This window comes from Neotamlana sedimentorum (genome assembly GCF_000943565.1).
GTDB lineage: Bacteria > Bacteroidota > Bacteroidia > Flavobacteriales > Flavobacteriaceae > Neotamlana > Neotamlana sedimentorum.
Map to the genome: position 1 here is coordinate 24,571 of NZ_JTDW01000012.1, position 22,263 is coordinate 46,833.

Below are 22,263 nucleotides of genomic sequence, written 5' to 3' on the forward strand. Positions count from 1 at the left end.
TTCTATTTTTTTCCTGGTGGTTTTGGCATAAATGGACTCTCGCTTGAACCACCGCCTTGTGGGCTGTTTATTGCGTTAGGATTAGAACTTTTTAAGCTATAAACCAATTTATCACCTGCATTTAATCCTTCTAAAACTTGTACATTAACCCCATCGCTAGCACCTAATTTTACTGGTTTTGGTGTAATAGACTTATCGTTATTTAAAACCCAAAGTACTGTAGCATCATTATTTGCTTCTGGTTTCCCGTTTGGTGGTGTTATATTTTCCTGTTGCATATATTGCATCATTACATCGGGTTCTGGCTTAAAATTTATAGCTTTAGCTTCGGCCGTTAATACATCATTTAATTCTAAAGTGTAAATAGAAACAGTTGCTGTTAACCCTGGTTTTAATTTTAAATCAGGATTATCGGCTTTAATTACAACAGTATAGGTTATTACGTTTGATGTTTCGGTATAATCTAAACGCACTTGAGTTACTTCACCTTCAAAGGTTTCACCTATAAAAGCATCAACTGTAAACGTTACACGTTGTCCTTCTTTTACATTACCAATATCGGCTTCATCTACATCGGCTTCCACTTGCATTTCTTTTAAATCTTGAGCAATGGTAAATAATGTTGGCGTGCTATAACTTGCCGCAACGGTTTGTCCTTCGTCTATATCTCGCGATAAAACCACACCATTTATTGGTGAATAAATATTGGCATATTCTAAATTTGTTTGTGCTGTTTTTAATTCTGATAAACGTTGAGAAACCGTTCCTTTTGCTATTTGATAATCGTAGTTAGCATCATCGAAATCTGATTTACTTATAACTTGATTATCGTATAACGTTTTTTGCCTTTTATAAATCGTTTCTGTATAACTTTTTTGACTAACAGCGTTGTTATAACTGGCTTGTGCTTGTACTACTGCAGCTTTTAAATTTGTTTTATCTAACTCTGCAATTAGCTGACCTGCTTTAACTTCGCTATTATAATCTACATAAATTTTTTCTACAACACCAGATACTTGTGTACCAACATCAACTTGTGTTATAGGTTCTATGGTTCCTGTTGATGTTACTAAAGTGGTAACATTTCCTTTTTTAGCTGCTATGGTTTTAACTTCTACAACTGCATCCTGACTAGGCTTAAAAATATTGTAAAGTACCAATGCAATAATGGCAGTAATTATTCCTGCTATAATTAGTTTTTTGTTTTTATTTTTCATGATGTTGATATTAAAGTGTTATCTCGTTTCCTTGATAATATTGTAATAATTGATTGTAAAGAATATTTAAGTATTTAGCTTGTAAATAGTTTAATTGGGCGTTAGTAAAAGTGTTTTGGCTTACTACTAAATCTGTAGTACTTAAAGCGCCTAAATCGTATTTTTTTTGAGCTAGTTTATACGATTCCTCTGCCGCTTTATTAGCTGCTTTTGATGCTTCTAATTGTTCTTGAGACGACAGCGCATTTTGATAAGCGGTTGCTACATTTTTATAAATTTCCTTTTGAAGACTAACAACTTCGAGTTTAGATTGATCGATTGCTATTTTAGCCTTTTGCACTTCGGCTTTTGTTTGAAATCCGTTAAAAATGGGAATAGTTAACGATAAACCTACGGTTTGATTAAAATTACCATTTAATTGGTTTGAAAAATTCATATCCTGAGAACTTGTATAACCAGTACCCAAACTACTTGTTAAAGCCAATGTTGGTAAATAATCACCTTTGGCAATATCTAAGTCCTTTTCGGTAACATCGACATCCAATTTTACAGCTTCGTATTCTGGCAACATACCTAAAGCTGCTTCATAAACGGCTATTTTATTTGGTAAAATAGGCGCTGTATAAATGTCATTATTTGGCGTTACAATATCGAATTCTACCTCGGGCTCTAACTCTAATAATTGTTTTAAAACAATAACTTGCTGCTCGTAATTATTTTTAGCTTCAATTAAATCGTATCGGTTTGTTGCTTCTTGCGAAATAGCATCTGTATAATCTTGCATAGCAATACTTCCAGCATCTAATCTGGCTTTCGCTTGTTCGGCTTCTTTAGTTGAAGCTTCTAATGTTTTTTCTGCTACAACAATACCTTCTTTGGCATACAAGGCTTGCAAATAGGCTTCGGCTACGCTTAACTTAATACTGTTTTTAGCTTCTTCAACATATAAACTGTTTTGGTCGGCTAATAACGTGTTCTGCTTAATTCTATTTTTAATTTGATTGCCTTGAAACAAATTAACCGAAGCATTTACACCAAAACTAGTGGTGTTAATTTGCTGATCGACAAACTCGCTGGTAATTGGGTCGATAGACTGCCCATTTCTAAAAGCCTGAGATGCGCTTCCGTTTACAATTGGCAAACGACTATCTTTAGATTGCTGAAGCGTTACATTGGCAGTTTCTGCAGAATATTCAATATTTTTTATACTAATATTATGTTCTACAGCATACTCCAAACACTCTTGGAACGTCCATTGCTTAACTTGGCTTTCTTGAGCAAAAACACCCAAGCTGCTAAGTGCAAAAAAACAGATGTATATAATTGGTTTCATTTTTAAAGTATTTAATTTTACACTTCAAAATTGAAACAATTACTTCTTATATTATAAGGTAATGGAAGTTCTGGGTGATTGTCTCGACGGAAATCAACTTTCTATCGACGGCGATTTTTTAGGAAAGCACATTTTTAATAACTTTCGATTTAAAAACCGTTTCTTGCCATTCGTTTTCTGGCACCGAAGTTTCGGTAATTCCGCCACCAACATAAACTATTGCGTTGTTATTTTGTATTTGCATACAACGTAAATTCACGTATAGTTGCGTACTTTTTTTAGGAATGGCATAAGCTCTATTTTCAATATTTCTTCTGCCGGAACGTGGTTTTGCGATGGTTTCAAAATTTAATTCGCCTAAAAAACCGGTGTAAAACTCGCGGTTGTAATTTTCGTTTTCTAAAATAAACGTTTTGGTTTCAGCTTTTGGCAATCCGCAAACTGCAGGTGTTGGGTGTATACTTTCTATAATATTTTTTAACGGAATTTCTGGTTTTAAGCGTGCATTAATCATGGTTTTTAAATGCAGTAAATTCCCAGCTTTTACAGTTTCTACATCCGAAATTTTATATGTTGAAACCCATGGTTTTAATTGTTCTACAATAAAATCGGTTACAAATTGCTGCTCTTCTTTTTCTTTATCTTGCCAAACTACTTTGCTTACACGTTTGTATTCTTGTGTGCCTGCCAATGCCATAATTGAAAAATTTGCGCCTTCAATTTTCATAAGTGTTTCTGGCGTAGCGCCCAACCACAACCCTACTTTTGGGTGAAACCAACAATAGGCAAACGCCGATTTATATTTGTGTACTAAACGCTTAAAAATTAATAACGGATTCGGTTCGTCCAGTTTTATTGCTTCAGCTCTGGATACCACCACTTTTTTAAATGCACCGTTTTTAATAGCTTTTACGCTTTTTTCTACTAATTTTATATGATGATTTTCTTCGGAAGTATTGCTGCTATCAATAGAATTTTCAACTACATTTAAATCTGGAAAATCGGTTTCGCTTTCTAAATATTCTGAAACTTCCGTTGGAATTATTACCGATTCATTTATATTTTCAAACGGTGAAAACACAAAACCTTTCTCTGTAAAATTTGAAGTAAAATGCAATTTATCATCCTTTTGAAGCATCGCAAAAACTGAAGTTTCATTAGGTTTTCTATAAACAACAAAAGGTAAATTATTTTGGTATTGGGTTTCAATACGCTTAAAAAATTCGTTTGAGGTCATGTTTATTTTTTAGGCAACGAAATAGTAGATAATTTACATACCGATATTAAATTATCGGCTTCATCTGTCACTCTAATATCTAATAATTGGGTAGTTCTTCCTTTATGAATAAAAGTGGCTTTGGCATAAACAAAACCTTCCTTTACACTTTTTAAATGGTTGGCTGTAATTTCTAAACCGCGAACAAATAAATTTTTAGTATCTATAAACACGTGAGTTGCAAAACTACCAACACTTTCGGCTAAAGCTGCTGTTGCTCCGCCATGTAAAACACCATCTGGCTGATGTACTCTAGAATTTACGGGCATTCTGGCAACTAAAAAATCTTCGCCATAATCTATCATTTCAATATTCAACGTTTCCATTAATGTATTTTTACAAGCCAAATTTGCTTGTTTTAAAACTTCTTCTTTAGATAATTGCATAGAATACCGTAATTTTATTTAAGATTACAAAAGTACAAAACACCTAAGTAAAACTTTCAGAATTCATTCTTAAAAAATGGAAAAACTAAGCGTGCCAACTCTAGAAAATAATCGTGTAAAATTATTGCCTTTAACCTTAAGTAATTATACCGAACTAATTGCTATTGCTAAAGAAGATAAGTTGGTGCAATATTCGCCATCAATTATTAATACGCCTAAGGATTTAAAGGAATATGTAGAAGCGACAATTGAACAACAAGAGAAAAACAATGCCATTCCTTTTATTATTTTTGATAAAAAAAAGAATGCTTTTGCGGGTTCTACGCGTTTAGGTAATATAAATTGGAAAAATAAAGTGATTTATTTAGGATGGACTTGGATTGGTCGAGATTTTCAGGGTACAGGATTAAACACCAATATGAAGTTTTTAATGTTAGAATACGCTTTTGAAACTTTAAAATTTGATAAAATCGTTTTTACTGTTGACGAACGAAATATACGCTCAAGAAAAGCCGTTGAAAAACTAGGTGCTACTTTAGAAGGCTTATTAAGAAAAGATGTACTTATGCCAGATGGTTTTAAACGAAATACTTGCGTGTATGGTATTTTAAATGAAGAATGGCCAACTATTAAATTAAATCTAGCTAGCAAATTATAAAAAAATAATACTCATTTTTATAAGCGCATAGAAACTCCAATTTAAAATTAGTTTATAATTTAACTATTGATTAAAAAATAATTGCTACTTTTAAAAAAGAAAATACCCTAAGAGCTTCAAACACCTTATAAACATTGAAGATTTTTTTTATTGCCCTTTTCTTGTTTACCTACACCCATTTTAGTTACTCTCAGCAAATAAGCAATGACCAGCTTAAGCATGCCGGTGCTGGCTTTGTTGTTTCTAGTATAACTTATACAACTATATACGCAACTACAAAAAATAAAAAGTTAGCGTTTTACTTAAGTATAGGCTCGTCTCTGCTTGCAGGATTTGCCAAAGAATATATAGATAGCCGTGAGTTTAATACAAAACTTGATACTGGTGAAGCATTAGCTACTGGCGTAGGCGGATTTGTTGCTACCACTAGCTTTAGTTTATTTATTGGTAAAAAGAAGAAACCAAAGGATGTCGCTTTAGTTAATTAACTTTTTCACAATATCTTTCACGGGTAAAATTTCTGTAGTATGTTCAATACTTGGGCCCGCAACCCAAACCGTTTTATAAGTGGCTTTAGTAGCTGCATTTTCTGTAGCTTTCATACCAATTGAAAACCGAATCATTTTCACCCATTTTTTAAGTTTTCGGTTTTTGTTCAGTAAGTTTTCAATCCAAGTGGCTTTAGTACCTATTTTTTTAACGTAGGGTGTATTTATAACAGTACACGGCGTTCCAGAAATTCGTTCGGTCATAACAATATCATCAGCACCATAATCTACACATGCTTGTTTGTACTCGTCGGTAACACCAGCTTCAACCGAGGCTATAAAAGGGCTTCCAACCGAAACGCCATCGGCCCCGTAAGCCAACATAATATCTAAATCTTCTTTTACACCAACACCGCCAGCAGAAATAACCGGAATACTACAGTTACTTTTTAACTGTTTTATTAATTCTCCTGGTGACATATTTCCTCTATGTCCTCCCGCTTCATTGTTTACAGCAATAATAGCATCGGCTCCTAAATCTTCAACTTTTTGGGCAAATTTTAAATCGGTAACATCGCACAACACTTTTATACCTACATTGTGAGCCTGCTCTATAGTTTCTTTCGGATTTCCTAAAGATGTTATTATAAAGTCGCAACCTATTTCGCAAATGGCATTAAGTTGGTCGTGATATTTAATATTGGATTTATTTACAATTAAATTAAAGCCAAACGCACCACCATTTGGTTTTGCATCTTTTAACTCTTGTAATGCTGTTTTAAGCTCATCTATAGTTCTATAATTTAACGCAGGAATGCAACCCGCAATTCCGCAATCCATCGCTTCTTTAACCATTTTTACGTTCGACACCAAAAACATGGGTGCCATAATTATGGGATGATTTATTGCAAGTAAAGTAGTTAGCTTAGTAGACATAATTTTCAGTTTAAGTTGGTAAACAAATATAATAAATATTATGCATGCATAGTTTTTTTAGTGTCTTAAAATTTTTAAGAAGAAAACGGTTTAAAGTACGCAAATTTTCCAGCTTAGCCATTAACAGTTCCGAATGGATTCGGAAGCCAATCCTGAAGGAAGTCCAAGAGTAGTAGAATCGGCAGTAATTGCCGTTATAAATTGTTTTAAACAGTTATTATTCCAAAAACCATTCATTAATGCAATTGATTCCGTTTCGATTGTTTAGTATTTCGATTTTATTTGTACTAGTATTAGCTCTCCATATTCTTCTAATATTCTGAATATTTAAACTATCGGTTTTGTCAACAATAGCAATCAAATTTTCATCATTGTTTTCATTTATTTGACAATATCCAATCGTAATTAATTCAGGCTTATCTAAATTAGGTATTATTAAGGTATCCAAAATTTTAAAAATTCTTTTCTCATTTTTTGAATCAGAAGTTATGTTATTTAAAATTATCAGATTATTTTTTTTGTTTCTTAAATGAAGAATTCCGTGTTTAGGTTCAGAATTATTTCCGTAAATAGTAGTGTCACTTATTTTAGAATAATCAGAAAGTTTATCTATTTCATTGAAGTTCTTAAACTCCATTCCTACTATAGAATGATTTTTTTTGTACGTTTTATTACAACAACTAAATAAAGTTAGAGAAGCAAAAATAAATAGTAATCTTTTCATAATGAATTATTTATAAACTAATATTTACTCTCAAAAACCGTTCCGATTAATTATTTACAACGTGTTTATATATGGCTTGTTGCCTGGTTTAAGCACTTAATTTAGCAAATAAAAACCGAATAGAAAATCCGATAAGATTTTCGTAAGTAGGCTAGAACCAGCAATAAATTATACACGGTGTTGACGTGTCGTTATTTTTTTTCAGTTTCAAATTCGCAAATAATTGGTAAATGGTCGCTTACTTTTAACCAATCACTAATTTTTCCAAATTCCATTTCTTTTAGTGCGTCTATAAATTCTTTACTGCCAAAAACATAATCGATATGATATGGCTTTTCTAATTTTCTATGCAGGAAAAAAGTCGGTCGAGTTTCAGTTCCCTGTTCTTCTTTCCAATATTTATGATATAAACTTTCAATTCCGATTTCGTTCAGTTCAGTCACAACGTCAGAGTGATTCCACCATCTGTCCCATTTGTCCCAAATCTTGTTACTATTAAAATCTCCAATAATTAAACTCTTATTTAAATTAGGTTTGTTGACTTGAAGATATTTCCATAATTGTCCAATATATCCAAAAGTCGGTGATTTATTACTGTGATTCCAAACGGCTAATAAGTCAAAGTCTCCATTTACAGAACAAGGTAAAAAGTGTTTTACTTTATGGTCTTTATAATTGTCCGACCAATTCAGTCTTTTCAGTTCTATGTTTTTCTTTGCAAAAATCCCAATTCCTTTATTTTTGGTGTCTCCAATCCATAAATAATTTTCCGCCCATTCATTATATTCTTTGTGTTTGGTTTCCGCTGGATTTTCACACTCTTGAATTATATGTATGTCAGCATTAAAGTCTGTTAAATTCTCAAACTTTTTTCTTAATGCTCCATTACAATTCCAAGTTATAATTTTCAATTTGAGTTCTGTTTTCTAATGCATACCAACTTATAATATCCACACTTTAAATAAGCGCCTTCAGGAAAACCAATAGGATGATCGGTATCGTGATAGGTTTTTAAAATATTTTTATAGGTTCTGTTCGATGTATTTAAAACCTCAGCATTAATGTTAAAAAACACATCGGCAGTCACTCTTGATGAGCACGAAGCTAATACTAAAAGTCCATTTTTACTGGTAAGTTTCACTCCTAACTCAGCTAATTGTGCATACTTTTTTTGTGCTAAGGCAATTTCTGAAGCTTGTTTTGCAAAACTTGGTGGATCAATAACTACAACATCAAAAGTGACCCGGTTTTTTATAAGTTTATTTAACTCATCGAAAGCATCACCTGCAATCGTTTTATGCTTACCGGTATAGTCGTTTAGTTTACCGTTTTCAACAGCAATTTCAAGGGCTTGCTTGCTAATATCTAAACTGGTTACTTCTTTGGCATTATTAGCTAAAGCATGTACCGAAAACCCTCCGGCATAACTAAAAACATCTAAAACAGTTTTACCTTTGCTCCACTCGCCTACCTGTTTTCTGTTGGCTCTATGATCTAAAAAATAACCGGTTTTATGTCCTTTTATAACATTTGCAGAAAAATTAATACCATGCTCTACAAATTTTACTACTTCATTTTCTAATGTACCATAAATAACTTCGCCATCTGTAAAATGATGTGCTTTTGAGTTTTGTAGACCTCTACTTAAACGTAATACTACTGTTGCTGCTTTAGACGTTTGCTGCAAGTCTTGAAAAATAGATTCTAAATAAGGTAACCAAATTTCTGAGTATAATTTTATGACTAAAACCGAAGCATACACATCGGCAATTAAACCAGGAAAACCATCATTTTCCCCAAAAATTAATCTGTAACTATTCGTATTTGTTTTTAGTAACGAGGTTCGTTTTTTAAAGGCTTGTTGTATTTTGTTTTTAAAAAAAGCCGCATTAATTTCAGCCTTTTCCATGCCACTATGCAACATTTTAATACGAATGGGCGAATTGGCATCGTACAAACCTAAACCTATAACTCGGTTTTTATTTTTACTAAAAACTATAGCTAAATCGCCAGTTTTAGCATCGTCGTTAATTTTAGTAATGTTATTTGAAAACACCCACGGATGCCCTTTTAACACAAATTGTTCGCCTTTAGCATTTAATTTTACCGCAAGCCGAATTGATGAATATTTAGATTGTATTTTTTCTGAAAATGACATTGAAAACCGTTAAGACTGCGAAAGTACGAAAGATATAAACGAATGCCTCTGTTTAAAATTGAAGAATTATAACCCTAAATTCCTTTTTGCATCCAGGAAACTAATTCTTTGGTGTTTACAATAGACCAAGAATGCGGATGGCGTTCGCCATTAGCGCGATAACCTTTATTTTCGGTTTCAATAAGTTCTATAGTGTTAGTTTTAAATTCCGACTTTAATGTATTTGCTAATTGCTTTAAATAATAGGCATTTAAATCTTCGTAATTGTTTTGTTGTTGTTCTTTCCACCACTGTAAATCGGGTTCTGTGTAAAAACGCAATTTTGTGTTTTTTAATGCTGAAAGATTTGAAATGTTTTGTGTTTGAAATGTAAAAGGCGATCGCTTTTCGTAAACTGCTAAACTATCCTTAGGGTTTCCAAACTCAGCATCGAACATTTGCTTTAAAAACTGAGATTCTTGAACTGAAACTTCGGCGGTATTCAGTTTTAAATTCTTTTCTGCTGTTCTGTATAAAGCCAATAAATCCAACGGAGAATCAACTACAAAAACACCATCGGGTTGTATATTTTTATTGTTTTTTATAAGATGATTACAAACTAATAAAGCCATGTTACCACCACTTGAAAATCCACCGAAATAAACATTTTTAGTAACTAAACTTTGCTTTTTAATTATATTTTGAAGCATCAAAGTTATTTCTTCCTTTTCATGTTCAGAAAGAAATAATTTTCTATTAACATTTAAAGCTAAAACAGAAAAACCGTTTGCAGTAGCCAAATCTGCTATTTTAAACTCATTCAACGTATTTTCGGCATCGCAAGGAAAACAAGGAAATAATACCAACAATCCGTTTTCACTAGGCGATTTTACCAATTGAAATTCATCAGACTTAATTAATTCTGCAGGTTGCTCTAAATGTGCTTTTTGTTCAGCTTTCTTTTTACAAGAAAAGGCTGAAATCAAGAATAAAACTATTAAAAACTTCCTACTCATAAAATAGTTTTACTGCTTAACAAAACTAACTTCTAAATCAAATTCCGATTCGTAAGTAAGTCCATCTTCGGTTATAGTTTCGGTTTCTTGTGCTGTTAAAACCAAACTTGTATTGGTTAATTCTGAAATAGTTAAAACCGTGGTTTCTCCATTTTCAGTAATAGTTAAAACATTTCCATCTTTACTCCAAGTACCATTTCCTAAAAACTCCTGATCATCAATACGTTCGCTCACTGTTTGAAACAAATAAGTTACCGAAATTTCAAGACCAAAGGAACCTTCCGTGGTATAATTATTTGGATTTTCGGAGAATGTTAAACTAAAATCGACATCGTAACCTTCTCCTGCTATTGGTGCTGTAATATTCTGATCTAGAACCTCGAATGTGGCTGTCCCAGTTGTTTCAATATTTTGGGCAACCCAAGTACCAACTAAAGCATCAGTTTCCTGATTAGAACCGTTTTCAGAATCTCCAGAACAAGACCATAAAAACGAAGACAAAACAACAAATAAAACAACAACTTTTTTCATAAAACAAAGCAGGTTAGTTAGGCTTGCTAAGCTATTGAATTTTCTGGTTTTTAAGAAATTAGAGCATAAAAAAACGCAACCAAATTAATGATTGCGTTCTTAATTCAAGCTTTAAGCTTGTTATTTTTGAGATGCTGAAACGAGTTCAGCATGACAGTGTATTTTATTTATACGAAATACCTGTACTTTGACTCTAACTTATAGGTTTTGCTTATAAGATTCCGAAACAAGCTCGGGGAATAAGCGATTCACTGCTTACTTAACCTCTTCGAAGTCTACGTCTTCTACATCGCTACCTTCGTTAGCATCGCCACCGGCGCTTGCATCTGGTCCTGGTTGTGCACCAGCACCTTGAGCTTCAGCTTGTGCTTTGTACATTTCTTCGCTAGCTACTTTCCAAGCTTCGTTAATTTTATCTAAAGCTGGTGTAATAACTGCTAAATCTTTGCTTTCGTAAGCTTTCTTAAGTTCTTCTAAAGCTTCTTCAATTGGCTTTTTCTTATCATCAGATAATTTATCGCCAAACTCTTCTAATTGTTTTTCTGTTTGGAAAATCATAGAATCTGCTTCATTTAGCTTTTGTGCCGTTTCAGCAGCAGCTTTATCCGCTTCGGCGTTAGCTTCAGCATCAGCTTTCATTTTCTCGATTTCTTCCTCAGTTAATCCAGAAGAAGCTTCAATTCTAATATCTTGTTTTTTACCAGTCGCTTTATCTTCCGCAGATACTTTAATAATACCGTTTGCATCAATATCGAAAGTTACTTCAATTTGTGGTGTACCACGACGTGCAGGTGGAATACCATCTAAGTGAAAACGTCCAATAGTTTTGTTATCGGCAGCCATTGCTCTTTCACCTTGTAATACGTGAATTTCTACAGAAGGCTGATTATCGGCGGCTGTTGAGAATACTTGCGATTTTTTGGTAGGAATGGTTGTATTTGCCTCGATTAACTTGGTAAATACATTACCCATAGTTTCAATACCAAGAGATAAAGGTGTTACATCTAAAAGTAATACATCTTTAACATCTCCTGTTAATACACCACCTTGTATACCAGCACCTAAAGATACAACCTCATCTGGGTTAACACCTTTACTTGGCGCTTTACCAAAGAATTTTTCTACGGCTGCTTGTACCGCAGGAATACGTGTAGAACCACCAACTAAAATGACCTCATCGATATCAGATTTCGATAAACCTGCTGCTTTAAGTGCAGACTCACAAGGCTCGATAGTACGTTTTACTAAATCGTCAATTAATTGCTCGAATTTACTACGTGTTAACGTGCGCACTAAGTGCTTTGGTCCGCTAGCAGTAGCCGTAATATATGGTAAGTTAATTTCTGTTTGTGCAGACGATGATAATTCAATCTTCGCTTTTTCAGCAGCTTCTTTTAAACGTTGTAAAGACATTGGGTCTTTACGTAAGTCCATGCTTTCTTCAGCTTGAAACTCATCGGCTAACCAGTTAATAATTTTTTCATCAACATCGTCACCACCTAAGTGAGTATCACCATCTGTAGATAATACTTCAAAAACGCCGTCACCTAATTCTAAGATAGAAACGTCATGTGTACCACCACCAAAATCGAATACTACAATTTTTTGGTCCGATCCTTTTTTATCTAATCCATAAGCTAATGCTGCAGCCGTAGGTTCGTTAATAATACGCTCTACTTTTAAACCAGCAATTTCACCAGCTTCTTTAGTAGCTTGACGTTGGCTATCGTTAAAATAAGCAGGCACTGTAATTACCGCACGACTTACATCGGTACCTAAGTAATCTTCAGCTGTTTTTTTCATTTTCTGAAGAATCATTGCCGATAATTCTTGTGGCGTATATAAACGACCATCTATATCTACACGAGGTGTATCGTTATCTCCCTTTACAACTTTGTAAGGTACACGTTCTGCTTCGTTTTTAGACTCCGAGTATTTATTACCCATAAAACGTTTAATAGAATAAACCGTTTTTGTAGGGTTAGTTACCGCTTGTCTTTTTGCAGGATCACCAACTTTAATTTCACCGCCTTCAACAAAAGCAATTACAGATGGTGTTGTTCTTTTTCCTTCTGCATTAGGTATTACAACAGGCTCGTTACCTTCCATTACCGAAACGCAAGAGTTTGTTGTTCCTAAATCAATTCCAATAATTTTACTCATAATGTTTATTTGTGTTTTATATATTTCCGATTTAACGGAAAACATTTATTCATTTTTAATTTCGGTTAATATTAGTCAATCATTATGCCAACCAAAAAATACTGACACACTGTCATATTAAGCTATTTAAAACTGCTATTTGGGCGTTACCCCGCATTGGGCGGGGTCAGGCTATCCGTTACAAGTCCTCGCTACGCTGTGGGCTTTCCACTACTATCCTTAACGCGGGCTTCACAATTAACATTAAATAATATTGTACGCCTGTAAAATCCGTATATATTTGTTATTACAATTAAGGTGTTTTTTTATGGAATGTATCTCTGTTTTCGATATGCTTAAAATTGGCATTGGACCTTCTAGTTCGCACACGCTAGGTCCTTGGCGCGCTGCCGAACGTTGGATTAACAAACTAAAAGAAAAAAACACATTTCAGAACGTAGATAAAATTACCGTAAACCTTTACGGTTCGTTATCACTTACCGGTAAAGGTCATGCCACAGATTATGCTGTTATGCTCGGGTTAAGTGGTAAAGATCCGGTAACCATTCCTCCAGAAAACATTCATACTATTGTAAATAGCATAAAAGAAACCAAGACCATAAATTTTGGCGACGAAAAACTATTGCCTTTTAATCCAGAAACCGATATTATTTTTAATAAAGAGTTTCTACCCTTTCATGCCAATGGCATGAGTTTTACAGCTCATATTAATGGTAAAAAACAAACCAAAAAATATTATTCTATAGGTGGCGGATTTGTGGTAAAGAAAAAACGCAAAAACGCAAAAAAGAATATTGAAATAAAATGCAGCTTTCCTTACCCAATAGATAAAGGTACCGAACTCCTAAATTTTTGTAAATCGTTAAACATGTCTATTTCTCAAGTGGTTTTCGAAAACGAAAAATCCCTTCGACCAGAAAAAGAAATAAATAAAGAGTTACAAGACATTTGGAATGTTATGCTAGAATGTATGTACACGGGTTGCCACACCGAAGGCACATTACCTGGCGGGTTAAACGTGAGGCGTCGTGCGTTCGATATGCATAAAAATCTTATCGGGACCAAACCATATACTAATGGCACAGAATGGATTTACACCATTCGAGACACAAAAGTGAAGTTCAGACAAATTTTTAAATGGGTAAGTTGTTTTGCTTTGGCTGTTAACGAAGTTAATGCATCGCTTGGTCGTGTGGTTACTGCACCTACAAACGGAAGCGCAGGCGTAATTCCTGCCGTTTTAATGTATTATTTAGTTATAGAAAACCACGACGGAAATTTCGAAGACATTAAAAAGTTCCTATTAGTTGCAGGCGAAATTGGTAGCATATTTAAAAAAGGAGCTACTATTAGTGCTGCCATGGGTGGTTGTCAAGCCGAAATTGGCGTATCGTCCGCTATGGCTGCAGGAGCACTTTGCGAACTTTTAGGCGGCTCGCCAGAACAAGTTTTAATTGCCGCCGAAATTGCTATGGAACATCACTTAGGTTTAACCTGCGATCCTATTGGTGGCTTAGTGCAAATACCATGTATTGAACGCAATGCTATGGGAGCCATAAAAGCTATAAATGCTGCCGAACTTGCACTAGATACCTCTCCAGAAAATATAAAAGTACCTTTAGATAAAGTGGTGTCTACCATGTGGGAAACCGCAAAGGATATGAATACAAAATATAAAGAAACTAGCGAAGGTGGTTTAGCTATTGGTGTTAACTTAACCGATTGCTAATATTTTAATAAACACTTATTAAAATTTAAAATTCAAAAAAGTTTCAGCTATTAATTTATTACTTTAGCATCTCCAAAAAAACAAAAAAATGTCTACAGCTAAAAAAGAATACAAGCGCATTACGGTTAAAACATTGGTTGATATGAAATCCAATGGTGAAAAAATCTCCATGCTAACGGCCTACGATTATACTATGGCAAAAATAGTAGATGGTGCAGGCACAGACGTTATTCTGGTTGGGGATTCGGCTAGTAATGTTATGGCGGGTCATGAAACCACGTTGCCTATTACATTAGACCAAATGATTTATCACGCATCTTCTGTTGTAAGAGCTGTAAACCGTAGTTTAGTGGTTGTAGATTTACCTTTTGGAAGCTACCAAAGCGACCCTAAAGAAGCGTTGCGTTCTGCGATTAGAATTATGAAAGAAAGCGGTGGACACGCCGTAAAACTTGAAGGCGGAAAGGAAATAAAAGACTCTATAAAGCGCATTTTAAATGCCGGAATTCCTGTTATGGGGCATTTAGGTTTAACACCGCAATCTATTTATAAATTCGGGACTTATACCGTACGTGCCAAAGAAGAAGCTGAAGCTGAAAAATTAATTGAAGATGCCAAAATGTTGGAACGAATTGGCTGTTTTGGTGTGGTTTTAGAAAAAATACCTTCTGCATTAGCTAAAAAAGTGGCAGAAAGCATTAGCATTCCTGTAATTGGTATTGGTGCTGGACCAGATGTTGATGGTCAAGTTTTAGTACTTCATGATATGATTGGAATGACGCATGAATTTAACCCGCGTTTTTTACGTCGTTATTTAAATTTATTTGATGATATGACCGATGCCATCGCACAATATGTTGACGATGTTAAAACTCAAGATTTCCCTAATGATAGTGAGAAGTACTAGTTGGTTTTAGTTGTTAATTGTTAGTTGTTAGCGACAATATTTCTGTATTTGTGATAAAAAAAATACTTTCCAATAAAAATAACCTAAACGTACTTTACGAGGACAATCATCTTATTGTAATAAATAAGCGTGCAGGCGATATTGTTCAGGGCGATAAAACTGGCGATAAACCGCTTAGTGATGTTGTAAAAGAATATATCGCTGAAAAATATAACAAACCAGGAAATGTATATCTTGGTGTTGTACATAGATTAGACCGACCAACAACTGGCATTGTTGTTTTTGCCAGAACAAGCAAAGCTTTACCACGCCTTAATAAATTGTTTGCCGAAAAGCATGCCAAAAAAACATATTGGGCTGTAGTTAAAAATGAACCACCTAAACCAAAAGACACTTTAATACATTGGTTAAAAAAGAATCCTAAAAACAATAAATCTTACGCACACAACAAAGAAGTAAAAGATAGTAAAAAAGCCATTTTACACTACGAGCTTATAAAAAAATTAAACTCCTATTTTCTGCTTGAAATAAACTTAGAAACCGGTCGTCATCACCAAATACGAACACAAATGGCTTCAATTGGCTGCCCTATTAAAGGCGATTTAAAATATGGTTTTGATAGAAGTAATAAAGATGCTAGTATTCATTTACACGCACGTTATTTAGCTTTTGAGCATCCTGTAAAAAAAGAACCTTTATTTATTGAAGCACCATTACCTAACGATACGCTTTGGGAGGCTTGTTTGTAATCTTTACTATTTTAAATTGGTTTCGACTGTGCTCAACCTGAAAATCGGGTTAAAAAAACTTTTAAAATTAAACAAACGGATAATTAATAACCATTTTAACACCTTCGTTTGGTTGTGAAGCAATATCCAAACTGGCATTAACAAGATTAGCTCTACTCTTCATGTTTAATAATCCGGCACCTTTTTTAACTGTTTTGATATCAAAACCTATTCCGTCGTCTTCAGCATCAATAATTAAATAATCAGACTTATAATTTAAGGTAATTTTTAAGTTTTCCGCTTCAGAATATTTTACCGAGTTCGATAAAAACTCTTGTAAAATCCTGAAAATTATAATTTCATGCTTTCGATTTTCGAACTCAACTTTCTTGCCAACTACTTTTAATTCCGCAGAAGCGAACTTCATTTTTTTTAAACGCTTTAACTCGTTGTTTATAGATTTTTCGAAACCAATATTTAATACTACTTCGTTATTTAATGTTCTTGATAGCTGCCTAACTTCATGTAAACTCTGACTTAAGGCTTCGGTGGTGTCTTTAAACTTATCTTTTACATCATCCTGAACTTGCATTTTTAAAATACTTAATTGCATGCTCGCAAATGAAAGGAGTTGTCCAACATTATCGTGTAACTCCCAACCAATGTTTTTTAACGTTTGCTCTTGAGTTTCTGTTTGTGCTTGAGCAATTTCTTGCTCGAATTCCTGCTGTTGCTTTATTTTATCGAGCAGCAATTTATTTTTACGCTTTTGAAAAACCACAAAAAACACAATAACTAAGGAGGTAATAATAACCAAAACGGCTATCATATAAATAAGTAAATAACGTTCGGAAGCCGTACTGGCTAAACGTTCTGTGGTTTGCACCATAATAAAGAAAATGTAAAAGTTAAATACATGAATATATTAGACATCATATAAATTTGCCTTCTTAAAAATACGTAATTCCAATCGGATCTGGTATTGTAATTATCAAAAAAAACTAAGGGCGTCATAATAAGCCACCAAAATAACAAGGTAATGCTGATATAGAAATTTATTGATTTATAAAAATAGAATATATTGTTTCCATATAGTTTTTCAACGAAATAAAACATACAACTTAGTAAAATTAAAATCGCACTGAAATTATTTATTAAAGATAAATTACTTGTGAAAAAGGTATCAAAATTAAAACTGATGATAAAAATGCTACTTAAAATAAAAATAGCCCATAAACCTATTAGTGCTTTTTTAAAACTATTAGATTTTAAAATTTTTAAAAAATAATATACATAAAAACTTGTAGCTCCAAGATTCCACATGAGTGTATACCACCAATAATTTTGCTCAAACCTTGTATTTCTTAGAAAACTTAAGAAGCCATTGGCGTTAATTAACATTGTATATCCCCCTAAAAGATCAATAAAAAAGCTATAAATTAAAACATGAATAAAATAAATAACCGCAGTATTTTTAAACTTTTTATAGACAAACACTCCCGTAATTGCTGCTAAAATTTCTAGAGAATAAATTATAGCAGTATAATAGTATATAAAAAACGTGTTCATTCTTTCAACCAGCCTTTTGCTTCTGGTCTACAATAGATTAAAGCAAAAGTAAAACCAAAATACATAATCGCGTTAGCAAACATATAAATTTGCCACCTTAAGAAAATAAAATTCCAATCATTATTAGAATTGTATATTTCATAAAACACTGTAGCTGTAATAATTAGCCACCAAATAAAACTTATGGCGGTAATATAAAAATTTAAATTCTTGTAAAATGTCAAAATATTATTACTTTGTAGCATTTCTATAAAATAAAACATAACGCACATAAAAATAATTAAGGCTCCAAAAACACTTATTACAGGAAAAAATCTAACAAAATAATCTTCGAAATTTAAACTTACATATATAAAGCAAAAAGCTAGAAACAGATAACCTGCATACTTTAAAACTATTTTAAACGTTTTATAAGTTAAAATTTTTCTGTAATAAAAAGTAAAAAATAAAATTGCTCCAATATGCCAAAATAGAGTTGACCACCAAAAATTTGAAAAAAACCTAGTATTCCTCAAAAAACTTAAATATCCATGCTTAATTAAAAGTGGATAGTACGCTAATGTATCGCAAATAGTTAAATAGCATAAAAACCAAATAAAATATTTAGCAGATGTGAGTTTATATTTTTTATATAAAATTAAACCAGTTACAGCAGCTAAAGATTCTACAGAAAAAGTTATTATATAATAATATTTTATTAAAAATTCGTTCATTTAAAAAATCAAGGATACCCTGTCGTTCCGCCTCCTCCATTATTAAGTGGTGGTAAAGGTATATCTCCATCATCTGGTGGTAAATTAATATTTAAACTACTAGCCTTTGCTTGCTTTTTGTTTCCAGTAGGTACAATAAATAGGGTATTACGGTAGCGTTTTGTTGGCTTGCCTTTATCTGTCCCGTAGTTAGCAAAATACACACGTAAACCAGTAAAATTATAATGTAACGAGTCTGCCCCGTATTTTGAGTATGCCAGATATTCTTCAATATCGCTTTTAGACCACCAAACAGAACGTGTTTGCTTTTTTGAGCCTTCAAACTCTAGGCTTGAATCAATTTCTTTCGGGTTATATTTTTCCCAATTTTTACTAAACGTGGTTGCTTCTGCAATAGAAATTGTATCCTTTGGAGGTTTTACTACTATGTTTTCTTTAATAGGCATTTTACATAAAGGCTCTCTAGGACAAAAATAATAGGTTAAAATAGCCCCAATAAATAACCCTATAATAAGGTAAACAAGTTTCTTCATATTTAATTGGTTAATTAATTAATTTGCTAAAAATAGTAAAAACTTTCCATTTAATACTTTTTTACTAAGACGGAAAACCTAACATACCTCCCATACCAACAGTGAATAACCAACACCCATAAATAGCGTGTTCTACAGAAGATAAAATCGTTGATTTTGTTTTTATAAAAGTAAATGCAAACATTAACCCTCCAATAAAAGTTACCAGTATAACCAAGGCGTTTTTAAAAAAAACATGTCCTAAACTAAATACTATAGCGTTTATAAAAATTAAGCATTTAGTATTTTTAAATATATTTGAGTAACGCAAGAAGAAAAACGTACGATATAATAATTCTTGTGGATATACTGAAAACAAACTATAAATAAACAAAATAAACAACCACATTTTAGGCTTATTTAATACCACGTGAAACAGCAATTCTTTACTGGTTACAAATACTAAAATAAATGTTATAGCTATAATAACTAAAAATTTCAACATGGTTATTTTCCAAAATTTATACCAATTAAGATGTTTATTTATTTTAATTTTTTGGTTTTCAACTTTTAATAGAACATAAATTATATAAGCAAAACCAACAACTCCCAACCCTAATTTTACATAATTAGAATACGGCACAACAAAACTTATAGGCAGTAAAATAAATATGATAAAAAACTCGGAGATTTTGTACAGTTTAGAATTCATTCATTTAGATTTTGTTAATAAATTAAAATTAACGCTTATTAGTAGTTAATCGTAAACTTTCCAAGTTTTTTTGTCATTTTGATGGAAACACTATTAAAAAATTTTGCAAGGTGGGTACATGTAATATTATAAAATAATAATACACTTGGCGCACCGAATCCCGGGAATTTATATTACTAAAAATTTATATTCAGGACAAATTATAACTTTATAACAGTAGAATGTTTTACTTCATTAATCACAAACATGCTGTGTGTACTACCAATATGACTAATTGTAGTTAGCTTAGCTACCATAAAAGCCCTAAACTCATCCATATCCTTAACCAAAACTTTTAGTAAATAATCGTAGTCTCCACTAAGATGATAACACTCTAAAACTTCAGATATTTTAGCTACTTCGCGCTCAAATTGCATGACATAATCTTGGGTATGTTGCACCAGTTTAACATGGCAAAACACAACAAAATTTTTATCAACTTTTTTCTTATTTATTAAAGCGACATAACTATTAATATAACCCGAACGCTCTAACTTTTTTATACGCTCGTAAACCGCCGTAACTGATAAATTAAGTTTTAAAGAAAGCTCTTTATTAGTTTGTTTACTATCGATTTGTAATAGTTCGAGCAAGTTTCTGTCTATTGTATCAAAAATCATAAGTGATAATTATTCTATACAAAAGCAATATAGCCCCTTATTTAGATATATTTGTTAATAATAATTTAAAATATAGATTTATTTTCTAATAAACAGATATATCATTGATTATTAAACTAAATAGATCGAATTTTGATTTCATTTTTAGTTTAACTTCAAGGTTTATGTTATTCTGATTTATTTCAGGATAACATAACTCGAAGTTTACAATAATTTGATTTTCAACCATTTAACAATCTAGTAAGTTTCTAGAATATTAATGTATGAATCGCATCGAAACAAATCAACTTTAACAAGAATAAACACAATCGACATGAGCTTTAAACCAGCAAATAATATACAAGACTTACAGTATTTTGGTGAATTTGGAGGCGTAAACCCTTCTATATCCGACTCATCAACCTACACATTTTTATCTGCCAAAACTATGTTCGATACTTTTGAAGGTAACGCCGATGGTTGTTATTTATACTCTCGCCACTCCTCGCCTTCCAACTTATATTTAGGAGAGGCCTTAGCAGCTATGGAAGGCACAGAAACCGCTAACGTAACAGCTTCAGGAATGGGAGCCATCACAGCCGTATTAATGCAGCTTTGCAGTGCTGGTGATCATATTATTTCTAGCCGAACTATTTACGGAGGGACTTATGCGTTTTTAAAAAACTTCACTCCTAAATTGAATATTGAATCTTCGTTTGTGGATATTACTAAATTAGAAGCCATAGAAGCTGCCATAAAACCCAATACAAAGATATTATATTGCGAGTCTGTTAGCAATCCTCTTTTGGAAATCGCAGATATTAAAGGTCTATCTCAAATTGCACAAAACCGTGGTTTACAATTAGTAGTCGATAATACTTTTTCTCCTTTATCTATTTCTCCCGCCATTTTAGGCGCCAATGTTGTAATTCATAGCTTAACCAAGTTTATAAACGGTTCTAGCGATTCTGTTGGTGGTGTAATTTGCGGAACTCAAGAGTTTATAAACGATTTAAGAAACGTAAACAATGGTGCGGTAATGCTTTTAGGTTCCACCATGGATAGTTTACGTGCCGCTTCAATTTTAAAAAACTTAAGAACTTTACATATCCGTATGCAACAACATAGTAAAAATGCATTGTATTTGTCCAAAAAATTTGAAACTGATGGTCTAAAAACAGTATATCCAGGACTATCATCACACCCTTCTCATAATCTCTTTAAAACCATGATGAATACACAATACGGCTTTGGAGGCATGCTAACTACTGATGTTGGCTCTCTAGAAAAAGCTAATGCGCTTATGGAGCTTATGCAGCATAAAAATTTAGGTTACTTAGCTGTTAGTTTAGGTTTTTATAAAACACTTTTTAGTACACCTGGTTCTTCAACTTCCTCAGAAATACCTGAGGCTGAACAAAAAGAGATGGGTTTAAGCGATGGTTTAATAAGGTTTTCAATTGGTTTGGATGCAGATATTGAGCGCACTTACCAAACGATGAAGGCATGTATGCTTGAATTGGGAATTATCCTAAACGATTAATTTTATCGGTCAACTCAATAATATCATTTTGTAATTTGACTTTCATTTTTTGTACTTCTAAAAGCTGATCTGTGTTTAAAGTTAAGGTTAAGGTTTCTTCTATTGAAGTTAAAAAATCAAGCATTTTCAAATTCGACTTTAAATTATTATTATAAAGCTCGAATAAATTATCGGCCTGTTTAACTATTTCCTTCGTCTTATTACTTGTATTTATAAAAATACTTGTACTAGTTAATACATCATTTTTGTCATAAGAACTCAACAAACCTATATTAATTAGACCTTGACATTTTTCTACCAAGGACCTATAGGAATAATTAAAAAACGAGCCTAAAACAACTTTCAAA

Annotated in this window: 22 protein-coding genes; 6 read left to right on the forward strand and 16 right to left on the reverse strand. The window is 32.7% G+C overall.

Annotation, left to right across the window (positions count from 1 at the left end; genetic code table 11):
- Positions 1 to 2: 2 nt before the first annotated feature.
- The 4 genes from PW52_RS13500 to PW52_RS13515 form a co-directional block, all read right to left on the reverse strand.
- Positions 3 to 1,217, reverse strand: coding sequence for an efflux RND transporter periplasmic adaptor subunit (locus tag PW52_RS13500; RefSeq protein ID WP_044633502.1), 1,215 nt, complete (start codon positions 1,215 to 1,217; stop codon positions 3 to 5).
- Between the two features lie 10 nt (positions 1,218 to 1,227).
- Positions 1,228 to 2,550 (reverse strand): TolC family protein, encoded by a 1,323-nt coding sequence (locus PW52_RS13505; RefSeq protein ID WP_044633503.1) that lies wholly within the window; start codon positions 2,548 to 2,550, stop codon positions 1,228 to 1,230.
- Positions 2,551 to 2,668: 118 nt separating this feature from the next.
- A complete protein-coding gene (locus PW52_RS13510) occupies positions 2,669 to 3,787 on the reverse strand; it encodes a chorismate-binding protein (protein ID WP_044633504.1) in 1,119 nt (372 codons plus the stop codon).
- A gap of 2 nt (positions 3,788 to 3,789) precedes the next feature.
- On the reverse strand, positions 3,790 to 4,212 hold the full coding sequence (locus tag PW52_RS13515) for a PaaI family thioesterase (protein ID WP_044633505.1): 423 nt from the start codon (positions 4,210 to 4,212) through the stop codon (positions 3,790 to 3,792).
- Between the two features lie 76 nt (positions 4,213 to 4,288).
- Between PW52_RS13515 and PW52_RS13520 the strand changes: the two genes are divergently transcribed.
- Together PW52_RS13520 and PW52_RS13525 are read left to right on the forward strand one after the other, a co-directional pair.
- Positions 4,289 to 4,870 (forward strand): GNAT family N-acetyltransferase, encoded by a 582-nt coding sequence (locus PW52_RS13520; protein ID WP_044633506.1) that lies wholly within the window; start codon positions 4,289 to 4,291, stop codon positions 4,868 to 4,870.
- A gap of 134 nt (positions 4,871 to 5,004) precedes the next feature.
- The gene (locus tag PW52_RS13525; protein WP_131454007.1) at positions 5,005 to 5,358 is read left to right on the forward strand and encodes a hypothetical protein; all 354 of its coding nucleotides are present in this window, start codon (positions 5,005 to 5,007) and stop codon (positions 5,356 to 5,358) included.
- Here PW52_RS13525 and PW52_RS13530 read toward each other — a convergent pair.
- From PW52_RS13530 to dnaK, 7 genes are all read right to left on the reverse strand, one after another.
- Positions 5,347 to 6,294 (reverse strand): NAD(P)H-dependent flavin oxidoreductase, encoded by a 948-nt coding sequence (locus PW52_RS13530; RefSeq protein ID WP_044633507.1) that lies wholly within the window; start codon positions 6,292 to 6,294, stop codon positions 5,347 to 5,349. The genes PW52_RS13525 and PW52_RS13530 overlap by 12 nt on opposite strands.
- 217 nt (positions 6,295 to 6,511) lie before the next feature.
- Positions 6,512 to 7,018, reverse strand: a complete 507-nt coding sequence (locus PW52_RS13535) for a hypothetical protein (protein ID WP_044633508.1) — start codon at positions 7,016 to 7,018, stop codon at positions 6,512 to 6,514.
- Positions 7,019 to 7,209: 191 nt separating this feature from the next.
- The gene (locus PW52_RS13540) at positions 7,210 to 7,929 is read right to left on the reverse strand and encodes an endonuclease/exonuclease/phosphatase family protein (RefSeq protein WP_044633509.1); all 720 of its coding nucleotides are present in this window, start codon (positions 7,927 to 7,929) and stop codon (positions 7,210 to 7,212) included.
- Positions 7,926 to 9,176 carry a class I SAM-dependent rRNA methyltransferase gene (locus tag PW52_RS13545; protein WP_044633510.1) on the reverse strand — a complete coding sequence of 417 codons (1,251 nt, stop codon included), beginning with the start codon at positions 9,174 to 9,176 and terminating at the stop codon, positions 7,926 to 7,928. The genes PW52_RS13540 and PW52_RS13545 overlap by 4 nt, the downstream gene beginning before the upstream one ends.
- A gap of 74 nt (positions 9,177 to 9,250) precedes the next feature.
- The gene (locus PW52_RS13550) at positions 9,251 to 10,171 is read right to left on the reverse strand and encodes an alpha/beta hydrolase (protein ID WP_044633511.1); all 921 of its coding nucleotides are present in this window, start codon (positions 10,169 to 10,171) and stop codon (positions 9,251 to 9,253) included.
- Between the two features lie 9 nt (positions 10,172 to 10,180).
- Positions 10,181 to 10,702 (reverse strand): lipocalin family protein, encoded by a 522-nt coding sequence (locus tag PW52_RS13555; RefSeq protein WP_044633512.1) that lies wholly within the window; start codon positions 10,700 to 10,702, stop codon positions 10,181 to 10,183.
- A gap of 255 nt (positions 10,703 to 10,957) precedes the next feature.
- Positions 10,958 to 12,865, reverse strand: coding sequence for a molecular chaperone DnaK (dnaK, locus tag PW52_RS13560; RefSeq protein WP_044633539.1), 1,908 nt, complete (start codon positions 12,863 to 12,865; stop codon positions 10,958 to 10,960).
- A gap of 307 nt (positions 12,866 to 13,172) precedes the next feature.
- Here dnaK and PW52_RS13565 point away from each other — a divergent pair, with 307 nt between their 5' ends.
- The 3 genes from PW52_RS13565 to PW52_RS13575 all read left to right on the forward strand — a co-directional run bounded on the left by PW52_RS13565 (position 13,173) and on the right by PW52_RS13575 (position 16,250).
- A complete protein-coding gene (locus PW52_RS13565; RefSeq protein WP_044633513.1) occupies positions 13,173 to 14,594 on the forward strand; it encodes an L-serine ammonia-lyase in 1,422 nt (473 codons plus the stop codon).
- Positions 14,595 to 14,682: 88 nt separating this feature from the next.
- Positions 14,683 to 15,501, forward strand: coding sequence for a 3-methyl-2-oxobutanoate hydroxymethyltransferase (gene panB, locus PW52_RS13570; protein WP_044633514.1), 819 nt, complete (start codon positions 14,683 to 14,685; stop codon positions 15,499 to 15,501).
- A 53-nt stretch (positions 15,502 to 15,554) separates the two neighbouring features.
- Positions 15,555 to 16,250 carry an RluA family pseudouridine synthase gene (locus tag PW52_RS13575; RefSeq protein WP_044633540.1) on the forward strand — a complete coding sequence of 232 codons (696 nt, stop codon included), beginning with the start codon at positions 15,555 to 15,557 and terminating at the stop codon, positions 16,248 to 16,250.
- A 67-nt stretch (positions 16,251 to 16,317) separates the two neighbouring features.
- Here PW52_RS13575 and PW52_RS13580 read toward each other — a convergent pair whose 3' ends face one another.
- The 4 genes from PW52_RS13580 to PW52_RS13605 all read right to left on the reverse strand — a co-directional run bounded on the left by PW52_RS13580 (position 16,318) and on the right by PW52_RS13605 (position 20,394).
- Positions 16,318 to 17,118: a sensor histidine kinase gene (locus tag PW52_RS13580; RefSeq protein ID WP_044633515.1), complete on the reverse strand. Its 801-nt coding sequence runs from the start codon at positions 17,116 to 17,118 to the stop codon at positions 16,318 to 16,320.
- A gap of 1,401 nt (positions 17,119 to 18,519) precedes the next feature.
- Positions 18,520 to 19,044 carry a hypothetical protein gene (locus PW52_RS17210; protein WP_052823510.1) on the reverse strand — a complete coding sequence of 175 codons (525 nt, stop codon included), beginning with the start codon at positions 19,042 to 19,044 and terminating at the stop codon, positions 18,520 to 18,522.
- 64 nt (positions 19,045 to 19,108) lie between these two features.
- On the reverse strand, positions 19,109 to 19,735 hold the full coding sequence (locus PW52_RS13600) for a CPBP family intramembrane glutamic endopeptidase (RefSeq protein ID WP_044633518.1): 627 nt from the start codon (positions 19,733 to 19,735) through the stop codon (positions 19,109 to 19,111).
- A gap of 200 nt (positions 19,736 to 19,935) precedes the next feature.
- Entirely contained in the window at positions 19,936 to 20,394 is a 459-nt protein-coding gene (locus tag PW52_RS13605) for an Lrp/AsnC family transcriptional regulator (protein ID WP_044633519.1), read from the reverse strand.
- 313 nt (positions 20,395 to 20,707) lie between these two features.
- Here PW52_RS13605 and PW52_RS13610 point away from each other — a divergent pair, with 313 nt between their 5' ends.
- The gene (locus tag PW52_RS13610) at positions 20,708 to 21,916 is read left to right on the forward strand and encodes an aminotransferase class I/II-fold pyridoxal phosphate-dependent enzyme (RefSeq protein WP_044633542.1); all 1,209 of its coding nucleotides are present in this window, start codon (positions 20,708 to 20,710) and stop codon (positions 21,914 to 21,916) included.
- Here PW52_RS13610 and PW52_RS13615 read toward each other — a convergent pair.
- Positions 21,900 to 22,262, reverse strand: a complete 363-nt coding sequence (locus PW52_RS13615) for a hypothetical protein (RefSeq protein ID WP_131454008.1) — start codon at positions 22,260 to 22,262, stop codon at positions 21,900 to 21,902. The two genes, PW52_RS13610 and PW52_RS13615, sit on opposite strands and share 17 nt — an antisense overlap.
- Between the last annotated feature and the right edge of the window lies 1 nt (position 22,263).